The sequence below is a fragment of the Nocardiopsis sp. B62 genome, assembly GCF_018070675.1.
GTDB lineage: Bacteria > Actinomycetota > Actinomycetes > Streptosporangiales > Streptosporangiaceae > Nocardiopsis > Nocardiopsis prasina.
The window spans coordinates 1-24,492 of sequence record NZ_JAGPXK010000005.1; the positions used below are offsets into that span (position 1 = coordinate 1).

General features: G+C 71.9%; 24 protein-coding genes. 17 read left to right on the plus strand and 7 right to left on the minus strand.

Going from position 1 to position 24,492, the window contains the following annotated elements:
* A partial coding sequence (locus tag KBX21_RS07400; RefSeq protein ID WP_210841440.1) for a cupin domain-containing protein occupies positions 1 to 725 on the minus strand: 725 nt, incomplete at its 3' end.
* Positions 726 to 940: 215 nt separating this feature from the next.
* Here KBX21_RS07400 and KBX21_RS07405 point away from each other — a divergent pair.
* Complete coding sequence (locus KBX21_RS07405; RefSeq protein WP_210841441.1) at positions 941 to 1,987, plus strand: LacI family DNA-binding transcriptional regulator; 1,047 nt, start codon at positions 941 to 943, stop codon at positions 1,985 to 1,987.
* A gap of 343 nt (positions 1,988 to 2,330) precedes the next feature.
* Here KBX21_RS07405 and KBX21_RS07410 read toward each other — a convergent pair whose 3' ends face one another.
* On the minus strand, positions 2,331 to 3,380 hold the full coding sequence (locus KBX21_RS07410) for a LacI family DNA-binding transcriptional regulator (protein WP_247665403.1): 1,050 nt from the start codon (positions 3,378 to 3,380) through the stop codon (positions 2,331 to 2,333).
* Positions 3,381 to 3,542: 162 nt separating this feature from the next.
* Here KBX21_RS07410 and KBX21_RS07415 point away from each other — a divergent pair, with 162 nt between their 5' ends.
* The 6 genes from KBX21_RS07415 (at position 3,543) to KBX21_RS07440 (ending at position 9,787) form a co-directional block, all read left to right on the plus strand.
* On the plus strand, positions 3,543 to 4,388 hold the full coding sequence (locus tag KBX21_RS07415; protein WP_049578845.1) for an ABC transporter permease: 846 nt from the start codon (positions 3,543 to 3,545) through the stop codon (positions 4,386 to 4,388).
* A gap of 157 nt (positions 4,389 to 4,545) precedes the next feature.
* Positions 4,546 to 5,601 carry an ABC transporter substrate-binding protein gene (locus tag KBX21_RS07420; protein WP_210841442.1) on the plus strand — a complete coding sequence of 352 codons (1,056 nt, stop codon included), beginning with the start codon at positions 4,546 to 4,548 and terminating at the stop codon, positions 5,599 to 5,601.
* Positions 5,602 to 5,603: 2 nt separating this feature from the next.
* Complete coding sequence (locus tag KBX21_RS07425; protein ID WP_156208160.1) at positions 5,604 to 6,437, plus strand: ABC transporter ATP-binding protein; 834 nt, start codon at positions 5,604 to 5,606, stop codon at positions 6,435 to 6,437.
* A 49-nt stretch (positions 6,438 to 6,486) separates the two neighbouring features.
* Positions 6,487 to 7,647 (plus strand): Gfo/Idh/MocA family protein, encoded by a 1,161-nt coding sequence (locus KBX21_RS07430; RefSeq protein ID WP_049578843.1) that lies wholly within the window; start codon positions 6,487 to 6,489, stop codon positions 7,645 to 7,647.
* Positions 7,644 to 8,903, plus strand: coding sequence for a dihydrodipicolinate synthase family protein (locus KBX21_RS07435; protein ID WP_210841443.1), 1,260 nt, complete (start codon positions 7,644 to 7,646; stop codon positions 8,901 to 8,903). The genes KBX21_RS07430 and KBX21_RS07435 overlap by 4 nt, the downstream gene beginning before the upstream one ends.
* Positions 8,900 to 9,787 carry a sugar phosphate isomerase/epimerase gene (locus tag KBX21_RS07440; RefSeq protein ID WP_049578839.1) on the plus strand — a complete coding sequence of 296 codons (888 nt, stop codon included), beginning with the start codon at positions 8,900 to 8,902 and terminating at the stop codon, positions 9,785 to 9,787. Before KBX21_RS07435 ends, KBX21_RS07440 begins: the two co-directional genes overlap by 4 nt.
* A 239-nt stretch (positions 9,788 to 10,026) precedes the next feature.
* Here the strand turns inward: KBX21_RS07440 and KBX21_RS07445 are convergent, their stop codons facing one another.
* A complete protein-coding gene (locus KBX21_RS07445; protein WP_049578837.1) occupies positions 10,027 to 10,221 on the minus strand; it encodes a DUF1918 domain-containing protein in 195 nt (64 codons plus the stop codon).
* A 184-nt stretch (positions 10,222 to 10,405) separates the two neighbouring features.
* On the opposite strand from KBX21_RS07445, the gene KBX21_RS07450 reads away from it, so the two are divergent.
* Positions 10,406 to 10,612 (plus strand): hypothetical protein, encoded by a 207-nt coding sequence (locus KBX21_RS07450; RefSeq protein ID WP_017544135.1) that lies wholly within the window; start codon positions 10,406 to 10,408, stop codon positions 10,610 to 10,612.
* 66 nt (positions 10,613 to 10,678) lie between these two features.
* Here KBX21_RS07450 and fdhA read toward each other — a convergent pair whose 3' ends face one another.
* Together fdhA and KBX21_RS07460 are read right to left on the minus strand one after the other, a co-directional pair.
* Positions 10,679 to 11,899 (minus strand): formaldehyde dehydrogenase, glutathione-independent, encoded by a 1,221-nt coding sequence (gene fdhA, locus KBX21_RS07455; RefSeq protein WP_210841444.1) that lies wholly within the window; start codon positions 11,897 to 11,899, stop codon positions 10,679 to 10,681.
* 100 nt (positions 11,900 to 11,999) lie between these two features.
* Positions 12,000 to 12,446 (minus strand): hypothetical protein, encoded by a 447-nt coding sequence (locus KBX21_RS07460; protein ID WP_210841445.1) that lies wholly within the window; start codon positions 12,444 to 12,446, stop codon positions 12,000 to 12,002.
* A gap of 109 nt (positions 12,447 to 12,555) precedes the next feature.
* Here KBX21_RS07460 and KBX21_RS07465 point away from each other — a divergent pair, with 109 nt between their 5' ends.
* The 8 genes from KBX21_RS07465 to KBX21_RS07500 all read left to right on the plus strand — a co-directional run bounded on the left by KBX21_RS07465 (position 12,556) and on the right by KBX21_RS07500 (position 20,063).
* On the plus strand, positions 12,556 to 13,353 hold the full coding sequence (locus KBX21_RS07465) for a thioredoxin domain-containing protein (RefSeq protein WP_234004153.1): 798 nt from the start codon (positions 12,556 to 12,558) through the stop codon (positions 13,351 to 13,353).
* A gap of 6 nt (positions 13,354 to 13,359) precedes the next feature.
* Positions 13,360 to 14,322 carry a cytochrome c biogenesis CcdA family protein gene (locus KBX21_RS07470; RefSeq protein WP_210841585.1) on the plus strand — a complete coding sequence of 321 codons (963 nt, stop codon included), beginning with the start codon at positions 13,360 to 13,362 and terminating at the stop codon, positions 14,320 to 14,322.
* 16 nt (positions 14,323 to 14,338) lie between these two features.
* The gene (locus KBX21_RS07475; RefSeq protein ID WP_210841446.1) at positions 14,339 to 15,592 is read left to right on the plus strand and encodes a pyrroloquinoline quinone biosynthesis protein; all 1,254 of its coding nucleotides are present in this window, start codon (positions 14,339 to 14,341) and stop codon (positions 15,590 to 15,592) included.
* A 56-nt stretch (positions 15,593 to 15,648) separates the two neighbouring features.
* The gene (locus tag KBX21_RS07480) at positions 15,649 to 16,026 is read left to right on the plus strand and encodes a BlaI/MecI/CopY family transcriptional regulator (RefSeq protein ID WP_049578830.1); all 378 of its coding nucleotides are present in this window, start codon (positions 15,649 to 15,651) and stop codon (positions 16,024 to 16,026) included.
* On the plus strand, positions 16,023 to 16,970 hold the full coding sequence (locus KBX21_RS07485) for a M56 family metallopeptidase (RefSeq protein ID WP_210841447.1): 948 nt from the start codon (positions 16,023 to 16,025) through the stop codon (positions 16,968 to 16,970). The genes KBX21_RS07480 and KBX21_RS07485 overlap by 4 nt, the downstream gene beginning before the upstream one ends.
* A 401-nt stretch (positions 16,971 to 17,371) precedes the next feature.
* Positions 17,372 to 18,184: a hypothetical protein gene (locus KBX21_RS07490; RefSeq protein ID WP_049578826.1), complete on the plus strand. Its 813-nt coding sequence runs from the start codon at positions 17,372 to 17,374 to the stop codon at positions 18,182 to 18,184.
* 129 nt (positions 18,185 to 18,313) lie between these two features.
* Entirely contained in the window at positions 18,314 to 18,979 is a 666-nt protein-coding gene (gene leuE, locus KBX21_RS07495; protein ID WP_049569601.1) for a leucine efflux protein LeuE, read from the plus strand.
* Positions 18,980 to 19,394: 415 nt separating this feature from the next.
* On the plus strand, positions 19,395 to 20,063 hold the full coding sequence (locus tag KBX21_RS07500; RefSeq protein WP_049569596.1) for a DUF899 domain-containing protein: 669 nt from the start codon (positions 19,395 to 19,397) through the stop codon (positions 20,061 to 20,063).
* Between the two features lie 48 nt (positions 20,064 to 20,111).
* Here the strand turns inward: KBX21_RS07500 and KBX21_RS07505 are convergent, their stop codons facing one another.
* A complete protein-coding gene (locus KBX21_RS07505) occupies positions 20,112 to 20,708 on the minus strand; it encodes a TetR/AcrR family transcriptional regulator (protein ID WP_210841448.1) in 597 nt (198 codons plus the stop codon).
* Between the two features lie 80 nt (positions 20,709 to 20,788).
* Between KBX21_RS07505 and KBX21_RS07510 the strand changes: the two genes are divergently transcribed.
* Positions 20,789 to 21,661, plus strand: coding sequence for an oxidoreductase (locus KBX21_RS07510; protein WP_210841449.1), 873 nt, complete (start codon positions 20,789 to 20,791; stop codon positions 21,659 to 21,661).
* Positions 21,662 to 21,706: 45 nt separating this feature from the next.
* On the opposite strand, the gene KBX21_RS07515 is transcribed toward KBX21_RS07510, so the two are convergent.
* Positions 21,707 to 24,229, minus strand: a complete 2,523-nt coding sequence (locus tag KBX21_RS07515; RefSeq protein WP_247665405.1) for a penicillin acylase family protein — start codon at positions 24,227 to 24,229, stop codon at positions 21,707 to 21,709.
* Between the last annotated feature and the right edge of the window lie 263 nt (positions 24,230 to 24,492).

Below are 24,492 nucleotides of genomic sequence, written 5' to 3' on the forward strand. Positions count from 1 at the left end.
CACATGCCCCAGGCCGGGGAGGCTCCGCCCCGGTGGACCGACGCGGACGCCAGGTGGGAGGCGTCGCCCTCGGCCAGGGCGTCGAGGTGGGCGGCGGTGCGGGCCACCTCGGCGGCCGGTCCGAGCTCGAACCGGGCCCGCCAGGCGGGCAGGTGGCCGGAGACCAGGCACAGGGCGGCGGCGTGCAGTTCGGTCAGCGCGGAGGTGTCGCCCGACTCCAGGCGGTTCCGCAGTTCGGTGAAGCCGGAGACGGCGAGTTCGCGCCTTTCGCGGGCTGATCTCTCGGGGTCGGCGGGGTCGAGGGCGGCCGCCCGCGCGTAGGCGGCCGGGTCGGCCAGGACGTCGGAGGGGAACGTGAGGACGGCGTCGCCCGCCTCGGGCAGGCCCGCGTTCTGCATGAGGACGATCATGCGCAGGCCGTCGTGGTTGACGAGGCGGTGCACGGTTCCGGGTGTGAACCAGAGGAGGTCGCCCTCGGTGAGCGGGGTGGAGGAGAAGCCCTCCGGGGTGAGGGTCTGCACGGCGCCCGAACCGCCGGTCACCGCGTACGCCTCGGTGCAGGCCAGGTGGAGGTGCGGGGTGCCGCCGCAGAGGCCGTCGGACTCCGGGGCGGCGGGCCAGTCGTAGACGCGCAGCCGGGACAGCCCGATCCCTCCGGGAAGCGCGGGCGGGCCTTGGGGCGGTGTCGGGGCGTCAGGGCTGGTCGGCTGGGGTTGCTGGCTCAACGCGGCTCCCTGATCGCTTGGGGGAAAGCGCTTTCTATTCGGAGAAAGTACGTTCGGTCCCCGGCCGCTGTCAAGGAGTCCTGAGGCGGTCGTTCGCATCGGTTCCCCGCCTGCGCCGGGCGTGGAAGTTCGCCATACTGCTGGAAGGGCCTCCCCGTGAGCCGCTGGTGGCAGCGGCGGGGCGGGAGGCGCCGGAACGGGGGACCAGGGCGGAGATGGCGACCACACTCGCCGACGTGGCGCGGCGGGCCGGGGTGTCACCGGCGACGGTGTCCAGGGTCCTCAACGGCAACTACCCCGTGGCCCGGGCCACCGCGGAACGGGTCCACCGGGCCGTCGCGGAGCTGGACTACGTGGTCAACGGCAACGCCCGCGCCCTGGCGGCGTCCAGCTCCGACCTCATCGGCGTGTTGGTCCACGACGTCGCCGACCCGTTCTTCGGGGTCATCGCCAGCGGAATCCAGGCCGCCATGGCCGAGGGCGACGTCCTGGCGGTCGTGTGCAACACGGGCAGCTCCGCCGAACGCGAGCTGCGCTACCTCAGGCTCCTGCGCAGGCAGCGGGCCCGGGCCGTGGTGCTCACGGGCGGATCGGTGAACGGCCCCGGCCACCGCGACGCCCTCGTCGACCAGGTCGCCGAGTTCACCGCCACCGGATCTCGCGTCGTCCTGTGCGGCCGCCCGCCCCTGACCGGCCACGACGGTGGACCGCTGCCAGGGGTGGTCGCGGTCGACTTCGACAACCGGGAGGGCGCCCGAGGGCTCACCGCGCACCTGGTCTCGTTGGGGCACCGGAGCATCGGCTACCTCACCGGACCGGAGCACCGCACGACCTCGCGGCTGAGGCTGGACGGGCACCTCCGGGCCCTGGCGGACGCGGGCCTGCCGGCGGGGGACTGCCCGGTGGCGTCCAGCGACTTCGACCGCGAGTCCGGTCGGGCCGGGGTGGCGGAACTCCTGCGCCGGGCCCCCGGCCTCACGGCGGTGGTCGCGGGCAACGACAACGCCGCGCTGGGCGCCCTCGCCGAACTCCGCTCACGCGGGCTGGACGTGCCAGGGGACGTCTCGGTGGCCGGTTTCGACGACCTCCCGTTCAGCCTGGACGCCGTCCCGGCGCTCACCACCGTGCGCATACCGCTGGCGGACGCGGGCCGCACCAGCGGGATGCTCGCGATCGGCGCTCGGGAGGACCCGCCCGGCGGGGTCCTGACCGTGCGCACCGAGCTGGTCGTCCGCGACTCGACCGGCCCGATTCCCGGATGACGCCCCTCTGAGGGGGCCTCCCGTGGAATCCGGGCGAGGCCCCGTGTGACCGGGGGCCTCGTCCGCGAACGGTCGCACGCCCCCGGTCAGGGTCACTGAACCGGGGAGGGCTCCTGGCCGAGCCTCGTGGGGCCCCGCAGGACACCCTGGACCCCCGGACCCCTATGCTCCCCGGCTTCACTTCGCGGGTGGGAGCGGGGGCCGCGCATGATCACCTCACCGGGGACGCGGGCGTCCTCGGTGAGCGGGGCGGTCGGGTGCGGGGCGAGGTCGGTGGTCTGGCGTGGTGGGTCCGCAGGACGCCCGGACCCCCGGGTCTTCCCGACGCCTGGACTTCCCGGCTTCACTTCGCGAGCGGTGGGCAGGAGTCGCGCATGATCACCTCACCGGGCACGCAGACGTCCTCGGTGAGCGGGGCACTCGGATCAAGGGCGAGGTCGGCGGCCCGGCGTCCTATGGCGGCGAGCGGGAACCGCACCGTCGTGAGCTGGGGGGTGACGTCGGCTGCGGTCTCGATGTCGTTGAACCCGGTGACGGCCACGTCGCGGCCGGGCTGGATCCCGTTGTCGCGCAGGGCTGTCATCGCGCCGACCGCCATGAAGTCGTTGCCCGCGCACAACACGTCGACGTCCCTGATCCGGCCGGAACGGATGAGTCGGAGGGTGGCCCGGTAGCCGCCGGAACGGTCGAAGGAGTCGCTCTCGACCACGGAGATCCCGCCGCCACGGGTCGCGAGCCCCTGGCGCAGGCCCTCCGTCCGCTCCGCCACGGTCTCCAACGCCCCCGAGCCCGTCACCATCGCTGCGCGGCGGTATCCGATCCGGGCGATCTCCGTGCCGAGCTCCCTGGCCCCGGAGGTGTTGGCCGGGTGCACCGCGCCGAGGCCGCCCACCGACTGGCTCAGGAAGAGGGTCCGGCCGCCGCTGTCCGCGAATCCCCGCAGCTCGGCGAGGAGCGCGTCAGTGTGGGGGTTGTCCGAGATGCGGCTGCCGCCCACGAGGATCGCGCGCGGGCGCTGCCCCCGGAGCGTGCGCACCGAGGTGAGCTCCCGCTCGCTGTCGCGCGCGGTGATCGCGATGGTCACGATCACGCCGTGGGAGTGGGCGGAGTCGGCGACCCCGGCGGCCAGGGCGGAGAAGTAGGGGTCGTCGATGCTGCTGACGAGCAGCGCCAGTACCGGGGAGCTGCCCCGGGCCATGGCCTGCGCGGACAGGTCCGTCCGGTAGTCGAGTTCGCTCGCGGCGCGCAGGACCCGCTCGCGGTGTTCGCGGCCGACCTTGCGGTCGCTGTCGTTGAGTACCCGGGAGGCCGTCGCCAGGGACACCCCGGCCCGTGCGGCCACGTCCGTGAGGGTCGGGTTTCCGCTGGATGCCCTGGTCCTCGTCTTGCGCATTTTCCGTCCCGTCCCTCGTGGGGGCATTGACACCCCACCTACGCGAACTTAATATTCCGGAAACGGGAAAGCGCTATCCCGCTCCCGGAACGTCTGGGTAAGCGCTTTCCAGCATAGCCGAGGCTTCTTCCGCCATCCCCCGAAGTGCGACACGAGGTCCGTATGACTCCACAGACTCAGTCCGCCCCAGCCCCTCCACCCGCCCGGGTCCCCGACGGCACGCGGGGGCGCGGACGTCGTCCCTCGCGCCGGGTCGCGGCGGCGGCCTATCCCGCCACCTTCCTCGCACTCGTCGTGGTGGTGTGGTTCGCCGTCACGTCCACGGGGCTGGTCCAGCCCTACATCATCCCCTCGCCGGTCGACACTTGGAAAGCGTTTACCGACAACCCCGAGTACCTGTGGGGCCACACGCTGGTCACCACGGGGGAGACCGTCGCCGGGTTCGTGATCGCGGCGGTGGTCGGCGTACTCGTCGCGGTGCTGATGGTCTACTCGCCCACACTGGAGAAGACCTTCTACCCGCTGATCCTCTTCGCGCAGGTCATCCCGAAGATCGCGATCGCGCCGCTGTTCGTGGTGTGGCTGGGCTTCGGCGCCAGTCCGAAGATCCTCGTGGCCGTACTCATGGCCTTCTTCCCGGTGGTGATCTCCGGGATCAGCGGCCTGCGCTCCGTCGACCCCGAACTCCTCGAACTCACCTCCACCATGGGGGCCTCGCGGCTCAAGACCTTCTGGAAGGTCCGCTTCCCGGCCGCCCTGCCCGAACTGCTGTCCGGTCTCAAGATCGCCGCCACCCTGGCCGTCACCGGCGCCGTCGTCGGTGAGTTCGTGGGGGCCAACTCCGGCCTCGGATTCGTGATCCTCCAGGCCAACGGCAACATCGACACCGCCATGCTCTTCGCCGCGCTGATCATCATGTCCGCGCTGGGCGTCCTGCTCTTCGCGATCATCCAGGTCGCCGAGACGCTCCTCATCCCCTGGCACGCCACGCGCCGCAACCGGGGCTGATCCGCCCCGGGCGGCGTACCCGCACCCGTCCCGCGCGCCCCCTCCCGCACACCGGGGCGCCCGCGCCCTCCCCACGCACCCGAGCGCCCGGACCGCCCGGGTCACCCAGGCCTCCCAGGCCTCCCCAGCCGTTCCCGGAACACCCGAAGGAACCCTCATGGCCACCCGAGAATCCCGCACCACGAAGTACCGCGCCACCTCCCGCCCAGCCCTGACCGCCCTCGCGGCCGGGGTGAGCGCCCTGGCCCTCGTCGCCTGCGGCGGCGGGGACGGCGAGACGGCCGCCGGCGGCGACACCGACGCGGTGACGTTGCAGCTCAACTGGTACCCCTACGGCGAACACGCCCCCTTCTACTACGGCGTCGAGGAGGGGATCTTCGAGGAGCACGGGATCGACCTCACCATCGAGGCGGGGCAGGGCTCCGCCCGGACCGTGCAGGCCATCGGTCAGCAGAGCTTCGACTTCGGCTGGGCCGACACCCCCGCCCTGCTGGCGAACGTGGACGAGGGCGTGGACGTGCGCTCCGTGGGCGTCTACCTCCAGTCCACCCCCGCCGCCGTGCAGTACTTCGCGGAGACCGACATCTCCGGGCCGGACGACCTCAAGGGCCGAACCATCGCGGTCTCCGCCGGAGACGCGGTCACCCTCACCTTCCCCATGTACCTGGAGGCGGTCGGGCTCACCGAGGACGACGTCGAGCAGCAGAACCTCGACTCGGCGGGCAAGAACGCGGCGCTGATCTCCGGCCAGGTGGACGCGCTCATCGGCTTCGGCCACGACCAGGGCCCCAAGATCTCCGCCGAGAGCGGTAAGGAGGTCAACTACCTGCGCTACTCCGACGCCGGTCTGAGCTTCTTCAGCAACGGCCTGCTCGCCCACTCCTCGACCATCGCGGACGACCCCGACCTGGTCCAGCGCATGGTCACGGCCACCTCGGCGGCCTTCACCGCCGCGCAGGAGGCGCCGGAGGACGCGGTCGCCTCCATGGAGGGTCAGAACCCGCAGATGCCCAGCGGCGAGGTCCTCCTGGAGCAGTGGCAGGGGACCATCGAGCTCCTCCACACCGAGAACAGCGAGGGCCTGGAGCCCGGCCACACCTCGGAGGAGGACTGGCGGCAGACCATCGAGGTCCTCGCCGAGGCCGGGCTGATCAACGAGGCCAAGGAGACCGGCACGTACTTCGACGCCTCCTTCACCACGGAAGGACAGTGAGCATGTTCGCCAGGACAGCCGACCGCGCCCGGGACGGCGCGGGTGCCGGTCCCCCTCAGGACCCGGGGCCGATGGTCGACATCCACGGGGTCGACGTCACCTTCCAGACCAAGGACCGCACGGTGCACGCGCTCAGCGGCATCGACCTCACCATCCAGCACGGTGAGTTCCTCAGCATCGCGGGCCCCTCCGGCTGCGGGAAGTCCACCCTGCTGCGGGTGATCGCCGGGCTGACCGGGACCAGCGCCGGTGGTGTGACGCTGAGGGGAACCCCCGTGACGGGGCCCCGCCGCGACGTCGGGTTCGTCTTCCAGAGAGCGGCGCTCCTGGACTGGCGCAACGCCCGCGACAACATCCTCTTCCAGGCCGAGATGCGCGGGCTCCCCAAGGCGTGGGCGCGCAAGCGCACCGACGAGCTGATGGAGATGACCGGCCTGACCGGATTCGAGAAGGCCATGCCCTTCGAGCTCTCCGGTGGCATGCAGCAGCGCGTCTCCCTCTGCCGCGCTCTCCTGCACGAACCCGACGTGCTGCTCATGGACGAACCCTTCGGCGCCCTCGACGCGCTGACCAGGGAGAACATGAACGTCGAGCTGCGTCGCATCTGGGAGGCCACCGGCATGACGGTGGTGCTGGTGACGCACTCGGTGGCCGAGGCCGTGTACCTGGCCTCCCGCTCAGTGGTCATGGGGCCGCGCCCCGGCCGCGTGATCGAGGAGTTCGACATCGCCATCCCCGGCCACCGCGAGTACGAACCCACCCTGGAGAACCCCGAGTTCCAGCGCGTGACCGCCCGGATCCGCGAACTCCTGGGCTCCACCGCCACCGCCGACTGACCCCCGAGCCCACGGTCGACCGACCGCAACTGGACAGGACCTGCACGACATGACGACACAGACGATCGGGATCATCCTCAACGGTGTCACCGGCCGCATGGGCTACCGCCAGCACCTGGTGCGGTCCATCCTCGCCATCCGGGACGAGGGCGGGCTCGCCCTGCCCGACGGCTCCCGGGTACCGATCCGCCCCGTCCTCGTGGGGCGCGACAAGGAGAAGCTCGACCGCATCGCCCTGCGGCACGACGTCGACGAGTACACCACCGACCTGGACGCCGCGCTCTCCGACGACGGGCTGGGCGTCTACGCGGACTTCCTGCTCACCAGCGCCCGGGTCCCCGCCCTGCGCAGGGCCATCGCGGCGGGCAAGGCGATCTACAGCGAGAAGCCGACCGCCGAGACCCACGCTGAGGCCGAGGAGCTGGCCCGGGAGGTCGAGCGCGCGGGCCTGCACAACGGCGTGGTGCACGACAAGCTGTACCTGCCGGGGCTGCTCAAGCTGAAGCGGCTGGTCGACTCCGGCTTCTTCGGCCGGGTCCTCTCGGTCCGTGGCGAGTTCGGCTACTGGGTGTTCGAGGGCGGGTGGCAGCCCGCCCAGCGGCCCAGCTGGAACTACCGCAAGGAGGACGGCGGCGGGATCGTGGTGGACATGTTCCCGCACTGGAACTACGTCTTCGAGCACCTCTTCGGCCCGGTGCGCTCGGTGTACGCGCACACCGCCACGCACATCCCCGAGCGGGTCGACGAACGCGGTGCCACCTACGCGGCGACCGCCGACGACGCCGCCTACGCGATCTTCGAGGTGGGCGAGGGCACCGTGGTCCAGATGAACTCCAGCTGGTGCGTGCGGGTGGACCGCGACGAACTGGTGGAGTTCCAGGTGGACGGCACCCACGGTTCGGCCGTGGTGGGGTTGTTCAACGGGCGGGTGCAGACCCGTGAGACGACGCCCCGGCCGGTGTGGAACCCCGACCTCGCCGACACCCACGACTACCGGTCGGACTGGAGCCGCGTGCCCGACAACGCGGAGTTCGGCAACGGTTTCCGGGCGCAGTGGGAGGAGTACCTGCGCGACTACGTGGCGGGCCGCCCGCACCGGTTCGACTTCGCCTCGGCCGCGCGCGGCGTGCTGCTCGCGGAGCGGGGCCTCGAATCCGCCGCCGAGGGCCGTCGGATCGCGCTCGGTGACGACGCGGAGGCGGGGCGATGACGGCGGGTCCCGACCCTTCCGGGCCTCCTGCGGAGGCGGCCGACTCGGGCTCCGCTCCGGAGGTGCTGCTGCCGCGCTCCTCGGGCCGCGTCGACCGGCTCACGCTCGCGGCCGCGCCGGAGAAGGTCCGGCCGCGCGGACACCACCGGGTGCGGTCGGTCTACGCCGCCGCCCATGTGGTGCCGTTGCCTTGGGGGAACAACGTGCCCGGCGCCCCCGCCGAGGTGGACTGGGACTCCACCCTGGGGTTCCGCCGACGGGTGTGGGACCTGGGCCTGGGTGTCGCCGAGGCGATGGACACCGCCCAGCGCAACATGGGGCTCGACTACGCCGCCACCCGTGAACTGGTGGAGCGCACGGCGCGAGCCGCCACGGAGTTCGGGCGGGAGCACGGCGTGCCCACGCGCGACCTCGTCGTGTCGGGGGTCAACACCGACCAGCTCCCGGACGCACCGGTGTCCCTCGCCCAGGTGGTAAGCGCTTACCGAGAACAGCTCGAACACGTGGAGTCCACCGGTTCCGGGGCCGTGCTCATGGCCAGCAGGCACCTCGCCGCGGCCGCCCGCGACGCCACCGACTACGCGAAGGTCTACGCCGAGGTCCTCGGGGCCGCCCGCACCCCGGTGGTCCTGCACTGGCTGGGCGAGGCCTTCGACGCCCGCCTGGCCGGGTACTTCGGGTCACGGGACACGGCCGAGGCCATGGACACCGTGGTGGGCGTCATCGAGGAGCACGCGGACCGGGTCGCCGGGATCAAGCTCTCCCTGCTGGACGCGGCGGCCGAACGCCGACTGCGCTCCCGGCTGCCGGACGGGGTCCGGATGTACACCGGCGACGACTACAACTACGTGGACCTGATCCTCGGCGACGGCGAACACCACTCGGACGCCCTCCTGGGCGCGTTCGCGGCCGTCACCCCGCAGGCGTCGGCGGCGCTGACTGCCCTGGAGGCGGGGGACACCGACGCCTACCGCCGCGTCCTCGGACCCACCGAGGAGCTGTCCCGGCAGGTCTTCGCGCCGCCCACCCAGTACTACAAGACCGGGGTGGCCTTCCTGGCCTGGCTCAACGGGCTCCAGCCGGGCTGGTCGATGGTGGGCGGCCTGCACTCCGCCCGCAGCCTGCCGCACCTGGCGAGGGTCATCGAACTGGCCGACGCCTGCGGGGCGCTGGCCGACCCCGCGCTCGCCGCGCGGCGGTGGCGGAACCTGCTGCTGACACACGGTGTGACCGAGGAGAGGCAGGCACGGACGTGAGTACGCCCAAGGCGGGTACCGAACGGTTCTCGCTCAACCAGGCCACCATCAAGAGGGCGGACCTGGCGACCACCGTCGACCACGCCGTCGCCGCCGGGGTCGGTGCGGTGGGACTGTGGCGCGACCGGGTGGCGGAGGCGGGCCTGACCGAGGCCGCCGCCCGCCTGGCCGACTCCGGGCTGCGCTTCTCCAGCCTGTGCCGGGGCGGGTTCGTCACGGACCCGGGCACCGCCGACGAACAGTGGAAGGAGAACCTGCGGGCGCTGGACGAGACCGCCGCGCTGGCCGAGGCCGGGGCCCCGGGTTCGGCGCCGGTGCTCGTGCTCGTCGTCGGGGGGCTTCCGCCAGGAGACAGGGACCTCGCGGCGGCCCGGGACCGGGTCCGCGCGGCGCTGTCGGCCCTGGAACCGGAGGCGCGGGCGCGCGGGGTGCGTCTCGGACTCGAACCGATGCACCCGATGTTCTGCGCCGACCGCGCGGTGGTCTCCACCCTCGGACAGGCCCTCGACCTGGTCGCCGACCTCGACCCGGAGACGGCCGGGGTGGTCGTGGACACCTACCACGTGTGGTGGGACCCACAGGTGCTGCCGATGATCGCGCGGGCCGGGGCGGAGGGCCGGATCACCTCCTACCAGGTGTGCGACTGGCTCACACCGGTGCCCGAGGGCGCGCTCCTGGGCCGGGGCCTGCCGGGCGAGGGCCACATCGACTTCGCCTCCCTGACCCGCGCGGTCGAAGCGACCGGGTACCGGGGGGACATCGAGATCGAGGTGTTCCACCAGCAGGTGTGGGACGCGCCGTTCGCGGACGTGGTCCGGGGCTGTGTGCGCGCCTTCGGCGACGTCATCGCGCCCCACCTCTCCGACCGGACCGGGGAGCACTGAACGTCCGGCGCCGACCCCCACCCACGGGGGTCGGCGCCGGACCCCGTCTCCTCGGCTGACCGCACGACGCACGCCTTCGGACCGCGCGCCCACGCTCGACCCCCGGCCGGGCACGCTCCACCGCCGCCGCGCACGCCCCGGTACCGACCCCTCCGGCCCGACCTGCACTCGGGCCGGAGGGGTCCTTGTCCGTTCTCGTCCCGCGACACGCGTCTGGTGTGGTGCCTCGGGCGGAGACGTCAGTCGCTCGGAGTCCGGGGGAGCACGACGGTCCGGGGCCCGGGGTAGATGACCCGCTCCTCACCGTCGGCGAAGCGGACCATGTAGGGCGGGCCGTCGTCCGGCCCGAGGACGTCGATGATCTCCGCCTCGTGCTCGCCCTTGGAGCTGGTGACCCCGTGTGTGTGCAACTGGTCTCCGATGGTGGCGCGCATTCGTTCTCCCCCACGGTTCGACGACCGGCCTCCCCCAGGCTGGCCACAGTCGGGTGGTACCCGCTCACAAGCCCGGACGAACCATGTCGACCTGGGGAAACACCGGGATTTCGGACGAACGGTGACGCATGGGGTGAGTGCTGTGCTGGTGTGAGGACCGGTGCGACCCTCGCATAATGAACGGGTGGACAAGCTCTCCCCGATCATCGCGTTCGTCGTCTTCATGGGTGTGTTCGTGCTCTCGCGGACCGCCACCCGGGACTTCCTGGAGTCCTGGGTCGCCCTGGAGGGGGTGATCCTCGGACTGGCCTCCCTTGTGGCCTCGATGGGCATCGCCGCCCTCGCCGCCGGGGCGGTGCTCTACGTGTCCCGGTTGATCTCCGGGGAGTAGCCCGCTCTCCGGGCAGCGCCGGAGAGCGGTGGTCGGAGCGAGCGGCCGAGACCGCTCGCCGTGCCGTCAGCCCGTGCTCAGGTAGCCGTTCGGGTCGAGCACGTACTTGCTCGCCGCTCCCTTGTCGAAGGACTGGTAGCCCTCGGGCGCGTCCTCCAACGGGATCGCGACGGCGTTGACCGCGTCGGCGATCCGGACGCGGTCGTTGAGGATCGCCGTCATCAGTTCGCGGTGGTACTTCATCACCGGGCACTGGCCGGTGAAGAAGGCGTGCGACTTCGACCAGCCGAGGCCGAAGCGGATCGACAGCGAACCCACCTTGGCAGCCTCGTCGGCCGCGCCCGGGTCGCCCGTCACGTACAGGCCGGGGATGCCGATGGCCCCGCCGGCCTTGGTGACGTCCATCGCCGTGTTCAGAACGCTCGCGGGCGCCTCCTCAGTGGCTTGCGCGCCGGTTCCGTGCGCCTCGAACCCGACGGCGTCCACGGCGCAGTCCACGGCCGGTGTGCCGAGCAGCTGCTCGATCTGGTCACCGGGGTCACCCGCGGCGACGTTGATCGTCTCGCAGCCGAACCCGCGCGCCTGGGCGAGCCGTTCGTCGTTGAGGTCGCCGACGATCACCACCGCCGCGCCCAGCAGCTGCGCGGATGCGGCGGCCGCGAGTCCCACCGGTCCGGCGCCCGCCACGTAGACCGTCGACCCCACGCCCACACCGGCGGTGACACAACCGTGGTAGCCGGTCGGGAAGATGTCCGAGAGCATCGTGAGGTCCAGGATGTGCTCCAGGGCCTGGTCGCGGTCGGGGAACCTCAGCAGGTTCCAGTCCGCGTAGGGCACCAGCGCGTACTGCGCCTGCCCGCCGACCCAGCCGCCCATGTCCACGTACCCGTAGGCCGAGCCCGGCCGGTCCGGGTTGACGTTGAGACAGATCTCCGTGTGCCGGGCCTTGCAGTTCACACAGCGGCCGCACGAGATGTTGAACGGGACCGAGACGAGGTCGCCCACCTGGACGAACTCGACGTCGGGACCCTTCTCGACCACCTCTCCGGTGATCTCGTGGCCCAGGACCAGGCCCTGGGGCGCGGTGGTGCGGCCCCGGACCATGTGCTGGTCACTGCCGCAGATGTTGGTGGCGACGACCTTCACGATCACGCCGTGCGGGACCTCGCGCCCCACGTTCGCCGGGTTGACCCCGGGCCCGTCGTGGAGCACGAAGTCCGGATACGCGATGTCCTCGACCTCGACCCTTCCTGGGCCCTGGTAGACGACTCCTCTGTTGCCGGCCATGTCCTTCCTACCTCTCCGCCTGGGCGGCCTCGCTCCGGTGCGTGGGGGTGTCCCCCCACTGTTTCCGCTGGGAGCCCGGGTTAACCGAACCCCGGCGTGACTATCCGACGGAGTCCGGCACGGGGCAGGAGGCGTTCGCTCGGAGCCGGGCCCGCAGCGCCAGGGTCAGCAGCACGAGTCCCGCGGCGGCGAGCAGGGGCTGGAGCGGCGCGAACCAGGCCATCGCACCGCTGGTGCCCAGCGCCAGCAGGACGATCTTGTTGCAGACCGGGCAGCCGATCGCGAACCAGGCGAGGAGCCCCCCGCCGAGTCCGCGCACGCCACCCGGCCCGTCGGAGCCCTCGGGGACGGGGCGGGTGTAGGTGGCCAGAAGCAGCCCGGACAGGATCGAGGTGGCCACCCAGACGGGATGGGACCACCACGTGGGTTCGATCTCACGGGCGAAGAGGCCGTTGGGGATGAGCACCGCCGGCAGACCCAGGACCAGCAGTGTCAGCGCCGTCCCGGCCGCCGCCGTCACCCACTGGCGGGTTCCCCAGTCGCGCATCGGTCCGTCCTTCCGGGAGAGTGGGCGCGGGGCTCGTACCGGCATGCCCCCGCGCTTTTCTATGGAGCTTAGAGTACTCTCTATCTGTCATAGAAAACGGGGGAGCGGCATGCCGAAGGACGCCAGGAAACCGCAGGACTCGGGCCGCAAGGACGCCGGGACCAGGGGATCGGCCACACGGAAGGGCACGGGGAAGGGCGGGCCGTCACCGCTGTTGATCGGCGGCGCCGTGGTGGCGGCCCTGGTGGTCGCGGTGGTCGTGGGCCTGCGACTGGAGGGCGGGGGAGACGAACAGGCGACCTCCAACGAGGCCTCGGCGGTCGACCACATCGACGCCGAACAGCGCGAGTGGGGCCAGGCCCTGGCTCGGCGATCCGCCGACGACCCGATGTCCCTGGGCAGCGCGGACGCCCCCGTGGTCCTGGTCGCCTACTCGGACTTCGCCTGCCCCTACTGCGCCTCCTGGGCCCAGGAGACCCAGCCCGAGCTGGTTGAGCGGTACGTGGACTCGGGCGACCTGCGGATCGAGTGGCGGGAGTTCCCCTACCTGGGCGACCTGTCCAACACGCTTTCCCTCGGGGCGACCGCGGCCGGGGAGCAGGAGGCGTTCTGGGAGTACCAGGAGGCGGTGTTCGCGCAGCAGGACGAACTCAAGTCCGCCGACGACCCGGACGAGGTCCTCGACGGCATCATCGCGGACCTCGGCCTCGACGCCGACCGCTTCCACGAGGACCTCGACTCCGAGCGGAGCAGGATCGAGGTCAGCCACGACTTCATGGAGGGCCAGCAGATCGGGGTCAGCGCCACCCCCGCCTTCATCGTCAACGGTGACCCGATCATGGGCGCGCAACCCCTGGACGTGTTCGTCCGGAGCGTGGACACCGCCCTCGCCGCAGCCGGGGAGTGACGGGTGTTGGACATCGGCTTCGTCGCCGCGATCCTCGGCGGACTGCTGGCGCTGCTCAGCCCGTGCAGCGCGCTGCTCCTGCCGTCGTTCTTCGCGTACGCCTTCCGTGACACCGGTCAGCTCCTGCTGCGTACCGGGGTCTTCTACGTCGGGCTCTGCCTGACCCTGGTTCCGCTCGGCGCGGGCTCGGCCATGGTGAGCGTGCTCTTCTACGGGCACCGCGACCTGCTCATCTCGGTGGCGGGCGGCGTGATCATCGCCTTCGGTGTCGCGCAGATCCTCGGGCTCGGCTTCACCTGGGGTGTCCTGGCCCGGGCACAGAGCCGGTTCGCCGGGGGCCGGGGAAGCGTGTCCGTCCTGGGCCTGGGCGCCGTCTACGGTCTGGCCGGGTTCTGCTCCGGGCCGATCCTGGGCGCGGTGCTCACCGTGGCGGCGACCGGGACGCCCGTCCGGGGCATGCTCCTGATGGCCGCCTACGCGCTGGGCATGGTCCTGCCGATGTTCTTCCTGGCGCTGCTCTGGGACCACTTCGACCTGGGCGGACGGCGTTGGCTGCGCGGACGCACCGTCGAGCTGGGCCCGCTGCGTACGCACACCACGGCGCTGCTGTCCGGCGGCCTGTTCGTGGGGATCGGCGTGCTGTTCGTGGCCTTCGACGGCACCGCCTCGATGACCTCGCTCCCCGGCGCGGGCTGGATGGCGGAGACCGCCGACCGTGCCCAGGGTGTCTTCGCGCGACTGGGCACCAGCACCGACCTGGTCGCCCTCGGGGCGCTGGCCGTGCTGGTGGTCCTGGTGACGGTCGGCACCGTCCTCTCCCGGCGCCGGACCGCCGGGGACGAGGAGGCCGAGGTCGCGGGGCCGGATGAGGCGGGGATCGCGGTGGCGGGGGCCGAGGGGACGGGACCGGATGCGGACGCGCAGGAGGACTCCCGGAACCCCGGCCGGACGGCGGGGCGTGCGGAGTAGCGCGCGGTTCCCCACGGTGCGGACAGCTTCCCTGGCCGCACCGTGGGCCGCCCTCCTCCTGGTCACGGCCTGCGTCCCCCGACCGATCCCCGACGTCGAACCGCGCGACACCCCGGCCACGCCCCCGCCCTCCGTCGCCGGTGCGCTGCCGTACCCCCTGGAGGGACCGGCCCTGTGGACGGCGCCCTTCTCCTCCGAGCCCCGGGCGGCGGGTTCCTCCTTCGTCGGTGTGTCACAGGAGAAGGCGGGAGGGCCACTCCACTTCCTGGGAGTGGACCGGGACGGGGTCACCCGCTGGGCCACCGAACGGGACCCCAGCTGCACCGGGTTCACCGTGGCGCGCGCGGAGGAGGGCGGTGCGGAGTTCGTGGTGCTGCTGGACCGCGAGCCCGATCCCGACGGGGGCGTCCGCGCCTTCGTGACCACCGCCTCCGCCCACGACCCGGACACCGGGGAGCGCCTTTGGGGACCGACCGAGGTACCGGGGACTCTGGTCGGTCCCGGGCTGGTGTTCGCCGCTCTGGCGGGCAGCGTGATGACCGAGGCGAGTGGTCCGAAGGCGGCGCTGGCGGTGGGCACCGGGGAGGTGGTCGCCGACGAGGAGGACGGGGACACCGTCCTGCACGAACACCACGGCACGCTGCTGCTGTACCGGGACGGCGAGCTGCGGGCCCTCGGTTCGGAGCAGGGGGAACTGTGGACCCACGCCGACCTCACGGTCCCGGACGAGCTGGGCGACCGGCCGGTCTCGGTCGGGTACGGCCCCCGCCCCTCCAGCGACTCCGGCGCCGCCGTGGTCCTGGAGTGGACGGCGGCCGACGAGGTCGGGGGAGCGGGCGCGGACGACGACCGGGAGGTGCTCCTGTACACGGTGCACCACCTGCGGACCGGTGAACGCCTGCTGACCCTCGCCCCCGACGTACGCCCCCGCCTGCTCGGCGACGGCCTGGACCGCACGGTGGTCCTGGCCGCCCCGGCCGGGGAAGGGGAGGCCAGGCTGTACGGGCTGGCCGCGACGGACCCCGAACCGGCATGGGAACTGCCCACCCGGCCGGGCGAACGGCTCGCCGGTCTGGTCGGGGACACCCTGTACACCGCCGCCGAGAGCGGGGCGGGTCGCGCGGTCGACGCGGCCACCGGTGGGGTCGCCGCAGAGCTCCCCTCGGAGGCCTCGGACCTGACACCGGTGGCCGCGCTCCCCGGCGGCCCCGCCGTCCTGCGGGTCCCCGGGAACGGGGGCGGCGTGCTCGCGGCGCTGGCGGTCAGCTGAACGGCGGGCCGGGTTGCCTATTCTTGGACGGAGAAGCGCATGACGAACGGTGGGCCATGAGTAACACGGTTCCGGGACTCGGGTCACTGGAGTCCGCGGTGATGGCGGTCCTGTGGGCCGCCGGACGGCCCCTCAGCGTGCGCGAGGTGGTCGACGGCCTGGCCGAGCGCGAACCGGCCTACACCACCATCTCCACGGTCCTGGAGAACCTGCGCCGCAAGGAGTGGGTCGACCGGGAACGCACCGGCCGCCTGTGGTTCTACCGCGCGCTGCGCGACCGGGCCTCCCACGCGGCCGACCGCATGCACGGGGCCCTGGACGACAGCGGCGACTCCCAGGTGGCCCTGCTGCGCTTCGTGGACCGGATGGACCCCCGCGACCTCGACCTCCTCCGCGATCTGCTCGCCGACATCCCCCGGCAAGAGGAACCGTGACCTGGTCCCTGGCCTCCCTGGCGGTGGTCCTGCTGTGGAGCACGGCGGGGCCCCGTGCCCTGCGCGCCTTCCATGAGGGCCGGGGCGCCAGCGCACGGGCGATGCTCGCGCTCTGGACGCTCACCACCGTCGTGTGGCTGCTGGCCTGCGCGGTCCTGCTCGCCACCCTGGCCACCAAGGTGATGGGCCCGGGTGTGAAGGCGTTCGTCGCCGCGTGCGTGGATCTCTTCCAGGCGGTCCAGCAGAACGGCGCGGAGGGCGGGGTCGCGGTCGCGGGACTGCTCGGCGCCCTGGGCCTGGCCCGCCTCTCGTGGACGGCCGCGCGCCGTGCCCGGAGGCGACGCGCCTGGACCCGCGAGCACGGCCGGACCCTCGCGGCCACCGGAGACCGCCGCACTCTGCACCTGGACCGGGTCTGGTTGCTGGAGCGCCCCGAACCGGCCGCCTACTGCGTGCCCGGCCGCCGCCTGGGGATCGTCGTCACCCGGGGAGCCCTCGACCAGCTGACCGGGCCGGAACTCCGTGCGGTCCTGGCCCACGAGCGGGCCCATCTGGACGGCCGCCACCACCTCCTGGTCACCTGGACCAGACTGCTCGACGCCGCCTTCCCCGGGGTCCCGTTGTTGCGCGCGGCCGCCCGGGAGGTCCCCGAACTCGTGGAGTGGGTGGCCGACGACCGCGCGGCCCGGGAGGCGGGCCCGCGCGCCGTCGCCCACGCCCTGGGGATCATGGCGGCGGCGGGAACCGGGGGATCGGAACCGGCGCTGTCGGTGACCGGCGCCTGCCCGGTGCGCCGGGTGCACCGGCAGGTGCGGCCGGACCGGTCCACCGCCGGAGCGGGCTCCTACGCCGTCGCAGCTCTGCTGGTGCTGCTGCCGCTCGCACTCACGGTGCTGGCCACGGTGTTGAACGTGGTGGTTCCGCACTGCGACTGCGTCGGCTGAGCGCTGAGGGGCGCCCCCGTCGCGGGTCGTGTCACCGGGTGAGGCAGCGAAGATCCGAGGACAGCGGGTGGGAGGGCGACGCGCCGTCCTCGCTGACGGGGCTCGGTGGGCGGGTCCTCGGTGGCGGAGGAAGGTGCGCTGGTTCGCGGTGTCCGTGTCGGCCACGGACGCGGTCCGCCCTCCGCCGGGGCTCTGACACCACGTTCCGGACGCCTTCGTCGCCCCTGGCCGGTCGGGCCGATCCTGCTGGACATGGTGGCCTGCGTGCGGCTGACCAGGAGCGTCTCGCCGGGGTGGGCCTGTCCGGAGGCCCGCCCGCGGGGTGAACCCGACCCGTTCCGATCCGACACGGCCCCCGACACCCGTAGCGGTGCCGGGGGCCGTTGGGCCATCCTGGGGGCGTGCAGAGCGAGATCGAGGACGTGTACCGGGTGTTCGCGCGCTACCCCCGACCCGCGAGGGTGGAGGGGTGTCAGCACTGCGTCACCGAGAACGACCACCATGACCTGCTCGGGGCTCCGCTGCGGGAGCTCGACGCCGAGCGGCTGCGCCGGTTCTCCCACAAGGCCCTGAACACGTGGGGCGACGTGGATGACCTGCGCCACTTCCTGCCCAGACTTCTGGAACTCTCCCTCCGCGGTGACGCGGACCTCCACGGGCTCTTCGCCAAACTCCGCCAGGCCGGGTGGACCGACTGGCCAGAGGACGAGCGCGCGTCGCTCCGGGCCTGCCTGTCCGTCTGGTGGGAGCTCGGCCTCACCGACGAGGACCGGGAACTCGCGCCGTGGGGGACGCTCGCGGAGGCCGGGGACGAACTCGGCCCGTACCTGGCGTCGTGGTGGGGCCGCGACACCCCGCAGGCGCTGTGGACGCTGGTCGAACTGGTCGGCGAGGTCGCGCACACCGCGCCCGGCGACCGCGACGAGCGGGTGGTCGCCTGGCTGGCGACCACCCGGGGATGGATGGAGGAGGCGTTCTTCGAGGTCTCGGAGACCGGCCAGACCGAACTGGCCGAGGCCCTCTCGGAGGCCCGGCAGCTCCTGGACCTGGTCACCCTCGACGAACCGGTCGCCGACGGACCCGCCGACCCCGACACCGGGCCGTCCGGCTCCCCTTCCCCCGACCTCGACCCCGACACCGGCTCCGGGCCGTCCGGAGCCGCGGACCCGGAGTCGGCCCGCCCCGGTACAGACGGACCACCGGACCGGCCCTGAGGGGTGGGACCGGGGCCGCGAGGGGTGGCCCGGTTCCGGGATTCACGAGGGCCGGACGGGGGCGGGCACTGGGGCGGCAAGGGGCGGCCGGGGTGTGGTCCGTCGTGGGCGGGATGACACACTTCGTCCATGCTCGGTATCACCGACCTGCCGACCTACCTGGCGGGACTCGTCCTCATCGTGCTCCTGCCGGGGCCCAACTCCCTCTACGTGCTCTCCGTCGCCGCGCGCAGCGGTACCCGCACGGGGTACAGGGCTGCCGCCGGTGTGTTCACCGGCGACACCCTCCTCATGTTGCTCGCGGCCGCCGGTGCGGCCTCGCTGCTCCAGGCCAGCCCGCTGCTCTTCTCGGTGGTGAAGTACGCGGGAGCCGCCTACCTGGTCTGGATGGCCATCGGGATGCTGCGCTCGGCCCACGCCATCTGGACCTCACGGCACCAGAGAGCCGAGGACCAGCGTGCGGCCGACGCGGACGCGACGGAGGCGCCCACCGGTGAACGTCCCTTCCACCGAGCGCTCGTGGTGTCCCTGTTCAACCCGAAGATGATCCTCTTCCTGATCTCCTTCTTCGTGCAGTTCGTCGACCCCGCCTACGCGTACCCGGCGCTGTCCTTCCTGGTGCTGGGCCTGCTGCTCCAGGCCTTCAGCCTGCTTTACCTCTCCGTGCTGATCTTCAGCGGTACCCGGCTGGCGGCGGCCTTCGGCCGCCGGCGGCGACTCACGGCGGGCGCCACCTCGGCGGCGGGTGCGCTGTTCCTCGGCTTCGCGGTGAAGCTGTCCGTCAGCAGCGTCTGACCGGCCGGCCCCGGCGCCCTCTGATGGCTCGGCGCCTTCTGATGGTGGGCCCGGAAAACTTCTCCGGGCTCGCGGAATAGCACCAGGGGTGGGGTCGTTACACGGAGCGGGTCGGTGCGGTTTAAGTGTCCCCCGGGCTCTAATCAAAGCCTTCAGGGAATACCGCACCCCAGTGGTGGTCAGGAGCCCTGTTGTGCCACCCGCCGTGAGGCGACCGCCGCACCGGCCCTTCAACGTTCGAAGGCCCACCGGGACTCCCCGGTGGGCCTTCGTGTGTTCGCTCCCCCTCCGGCCCGACACGACGGCCCTTCGGCCGAGCGTGCGGCCGAATGTCGTACGGCGATGGCACCGTGGAGGGCACGGTGGTGGCCTTCCACACCTCAGCGGCCCCGCCGAAGCGCCCCAGGAGGAAGCCATGTACACGCCCGACGCGGTCACGGAGACCGAGTGGCACAGGGCCCACGAGGACCTGATCGCCAAGGAGAAGGAGCTGACCCGCGCCCAGGACCGGCTCGCGGCCGAGCGCAGGAGGCAGCCCGGGTACCGGATCGGCGAGGACCACGTGTTCGAGGGCCCGGGCGGGGAGTACTCCCTGACGGACCTCTTCGAGGGGCGCCGACAGCTCGTCGTCTACCACTTCATGCTCGCGCCCGGTTCCGACCACCAGTGCGAGGGCTGCTCCATGGTCGTGGACAACCTGGGTCACCCGGAGCACCTCAACGCCCGGGACACCACGCTCGCCGTGGTGTCCCGGGCCCCCTACCCGGAGATCGCGGCCGTGCGTGAGCGGATGGGGTGGACGGTGCCCTGGTACTCCTCCTTCGGCGGCCGCTTCAACGAGGACATGGGCGTCACCGTGGACGGCGGCGAGAACTTCGGGCTGAGCGTGTTCATCCGGGACGACTCCAGCGTGTACCGGACCTACTTCACCCAGGGCCGGGGCGTGGAGAAGCTGGGCACCAACTGGAGCCTGCTCGACCTCACCCCGCTGGGCCGCCAGGAGCTGTGGGAGGACAGCCCGGAGGGGGTTCCCCAGGGCGAGCCGTACGCCTGGTGGCGTCTGCACGGCGAGTACGGCGACTGACCCCGGCGGAGGCCTCCCGAACGGAGGCCTCCGCCCGGACGTGCCGGTTCAGCGAGGGCTGAGCCCGGTCATCAGGAGCCGGACCACGTTCCGCAGGGACTCGTCGACGTCCTCGGTGTTCTCGTCGCCGCTGAACGAGGCGAACCCGTGCAGGGTGGAGGCCACCGTGAAGGCGATGGCCGTGGGGTCGCCCTCGATGATCTCCCCCGCGCGCTGCCCCTCGGAGATGGCGTCCAGGACGATGGCGATCATGTCCCCGACGGCGGCGGCGAGCTGGTCGGAGACGTCGCTGTCGTGCTTGCGCGCGTACATCAGTTCCAGCAGGGCCGCGTTGGACATGGCGAAGCCCACGTAGGCGCGGGCCAGCCCCAGGAGGTAGTCCCCGGTGTCCGACCCGGCGTGGTCCTGTTCCGCTCTGGCGCGTTCGAGTGAGGCCTGGAGTCGCCGGAAACCGTTGAGGGCGAGCGCGTCGAGCAGGGCCTGCTTGTCCTTGAAGTGTCGTCCGGGCGCCGCGTGGCTGACACCGGCCTCGCGGGCGAGTTCGCGCAGGGAGAGGGCCCCGGGGCCGCGCTGGGCCAGGGTGCGTTCGGCGCTGCTCAACAGGGTGGAGCGGAGGTCGCCGTGGTGGTAGGGGCGGTCAGGCATGCCACCCAGCATAGCCCGATGTTTGCAATGCCAGCATTGTTGTCATTGACAACTTCAGGAGTGCTCCCTAGTTTGGGGACATGAGCACAACCAGCGTGAGCCTGCCCGACCTGACCGGCAGGACCGCCGTCATCACCGGCGCCAACAGCGGACTGGGCCTGGAGACCGCCAGGGTCCTGGCCGGACGCGGCGCTCGCGTGGTGTTGGCGGTCCGCGACACCGCCAAGGGGGAACGAGCCGCCGCCGAGATCCCGGGGACGACCGAGGTCCGCCGCCTCGACCTCGCCGACCTGGCCTCGGTCCGCGAGTTCGCCGACGGTTGGCGGGGCGACCTCGAACTCCTGATCAACAACGCCGGACTCATGGCGATCCCCGAGTCCCGCACCAGTGACGGCTTCGAGACCCAGTTCGGCGTCAACCACCTGGGCCACTTCGCCCTCACCAACCTCCTCCTCGAACACGTCACCGGACGCGTGGTCACCGTCTCCTCCGGCCTGCACCGATCGGTCAACCGGATCGACTTCGAGAACCCCAACCTGGAGGGCCGCTACACGCCCTACCGGGCCTACGGGCAGTCCAAACTGGCCAACCTCCTGTTCACCCTGGAACTCCAGCGCAGGCTCGACGAGGTGGGCTCCTCGGTGCTGGCCACCGCCGCGCACCCCGGCTACGCCGCCACCAACCTCCAGGGCCGCAGCGAGAACGCGTTGCAGGACGGGCTCCTGCGGATCGGCAACCGGATCTTCGCCCAGAGCGCGCACAGTGGGGCACTGCCCACGGTCTACGCCGCAACGCAGGACGTTCCCGGAGCGTTCTTCGCCGGACCCACCGGCCTGTTCGTGAACGGGGCGCCCGGCCCGTCCAAGAGGAGCGCCGCCGCGCGCGACACCGAGATGGCCCGGCGGCTGTGGGACCTGTCCGAGGAGATGACCGGTACGTCGTTCCCGCTCTAGCGGGAGGGCCCCGGAGACGGTTCTGAACGTCTCCGGGGCCGGGAGTCACGGGACGAGGGTGAGTTCGTCCTCAGTGGCCTCGCGGACCGCCTCCTCGGTCACCGCCCAGGGGAGCGTCGCGCCCTCCGCCCACAGTTCCAGCTGGTCGTCGTAGTTCGGGTGGAAGGCGTGGCCGGAGTTGCCGGTGAGGTTGATCCACGTGGAGGAGTCCCGGTCGGCCAGGTCCACGACCATGCGCATCGACGGGACCGTGGTGATGCCGTAGCCCTCCGACGCGTTCCAACCGGTGGCGTTGACCAGGTCGGAGCCCCCCGCGCTCTCCACGGGGCCGCGGTTGAACAGCCACTCCACCGGGCCGATCCCCGAGGTCCCGAAGGACTCGTGCGTCGCGGTGAGGGTGTGCAGGTCGCCCCAGCGCCAGTCGGCGGGGTCGTCGCCGAGCAGTTCGGTGAGCTCCTCCACGGCGGCGTCCATCGCCGCGGCCAGGACCTCCTCCCGTCCGCTGACCTCCCGGCCCTCCCACCAGGCCGAGTCGGGGTCCTCCAGCAACTGGGAGACCACGTGCATCCCGCGTGAGCGGCCGTCCATGCCGCGTTCCCCGAGTTCGTCGAAGAGCAGGGGGAGGAGCTGGCGCCAGGTCGCGTTGTAGAACGCGGCCGCGGCGGAGTCGGGTTCGTTGCGGTGGTCCCAGTCGACGAGGAGTTCGCGGGCCTTCGCGGTGGTTCCCTCGACCGGGGCGTCCAGCAGGTACGGGGTGACCTCGAGGGCGCTGGTGTGGAGGGAGTCCACGAGGACCCGCTCCATGTCCGCGACACCCACGGGGCCGTCCGCGATCGCCTCGTCCAGGAGGTCGTTGATCCGCTGGCCCCGGTAGCCGTAGTTCCAGTCCGAGGTCAGGAAGTGTCCGTAGTCCTCGTCCACGACCGACTCGTTGGCGGTGACGATCACCCCGGACTCCGGGTTGTACACGCTGGGCAGTTCGTCGAAGGGCAGGAACTCGTCCTCCCAGTCGTAGTCCGAGTCCCAGCCGGGGGCGGGCCAGCGGCCGTCGCCCTTGCCCCGGACCGGGACCAGACCGGGGGCCTGGTAGCCGATGTTGCCCTCGTTGTCCGCGTAGACGAGGTTCTGTGAGGGGACGTCGAACCGGCTCGCGGCCTCGCGGAAGGTGTCCCAGTCACGGGCCCGGTTCATGGAGAAGATCGCGTCGGCGGTGGTGCCCGGCTGGAGCGCGGTCCAGCGCAGGGACACCTGGTAGGGGGCGTCGTCCCCCTCGCGGGGGTTCTCGCCGACCCTGCGCAGGTTCGATCCCGCGGACGCGGTCGACAGGATCGGGCCCCTGTGGGTGGAGCGGACGGTGAGTTCGAGGTCCTGGCCGCCGGAGACCGCGATGGTCTCCTCGATGATCTCCAGGGGGCGCCGCTCCCCGTCCACCACGTAGTCGTCGCCCTCCACCCGCTCCAGGTAGAGGTCCATGACGTCCGGGTTGAGGTTGGTGAAGCCCCAGGCGATGGACTCGTTCTGGCCGATCACCACGCCGGGCAGGCCCGAGAAGCTGAACCCGCTGGTGTCGAAGGGGCACTCCTCGGTGAGCTCCGTGCAGTGCAACCCCATCTGGTACCAGGTGGACGGCATCGAGGCGCCCAGGTGGGGGTCGTTGGTGAGCAGCGGAAGACCGGTCTCGGTGTGCTCACCGGACACGACCCAGGAGTTGGATCCGAGGTCGGGGTCGTCGGAGGGGCCGAGGAGGTCCGGGATGGCGTCGTGCACGCCGGAGAGCCCGCCGAGCGCCGCGAGGGCCTCCTCGGGCAGGTCGGGTGCGCAGCCCAGGTCGGCTTCGGTGCCGGCCCCGGAGTGCTCGTCGGTGTCCGTGATGGTGGCGTGCTTCTCGGTCGGGTAGGCGGGGTAGAGCTCCTCGATCCGTTCCTCGTCGAGGCCGTCGGCGAGGAGCAGGGCCCGCTGCGTCTCGTCCTGGAGGTTGCCGCCCAGGTCCCAGGCCATGGCCTTCAGCCACGCGAGGCTGTCGGTGGGCGTCCAGGGCTCCACGGTGTAGTCGTCGGCGGTGATCCCGAGGAGGCCGTACTCCAGGCTGGCCGAGAGCCCCTGGTTGTCGTCGATCCAGGCGTTCACCCCGGCCGCGTAGGCGTCCAGGTAGCGCTGGGTGTCCTCCTCCAGGAGGTCGTACTCCTGCTCGGCGACCCGACGCCAGCCCATGGTGCGCAGATAGATGTCGGTCTCCACCTGGCCCGGGCCGAAGAGTTCGGCGGTGCGCCCCGCCGTGACGTGCCTGCGGAAGTCCATCTCCCAGAACCGGTCCTGGGCGTGGGTGAACCCCTGGGCGACGAAGAGGTCCTCGGCGTCGTCGGCGTACACGTGGGCGACGCCCCGTTCGTCCCGGAGCACGGAGACCGGCGCGCTGAGTTCGGCGAGGGCCAGCTCCCCGGAGGTGGTCGGGAAGGAGCGCCGTACCGCCCAGACCCCCAGGAGCGAGGCGATCAGTGCGAGAGACGCGACCGTGGCGACAAACCCCAGAAAAACACGAAGAAGGACACGCTTCCGCAATACACCCATGTCGGAACCCTAGGGTGTTCCGCCTTCGGTGCTCCAGTCCTCGCCGTTAATTGTTACCAACTGGTAGAAAATGGTGTTCCTCCTGGCGGGGGCGAGTGGGGCCGAGCGGGCACTGTCGGGGGGCGGTTCCGTGCGCCGGAGGTCGCGGACGCCAGGCGCGGCGCGGCCGAGGCGATCGGAATAACTCATGGCGAACCGGACCAATACCCCCGCCGCTCGGTGACGAATAGTCCCCTGAGGGGCGGATCGTCCAACCGGCGAAA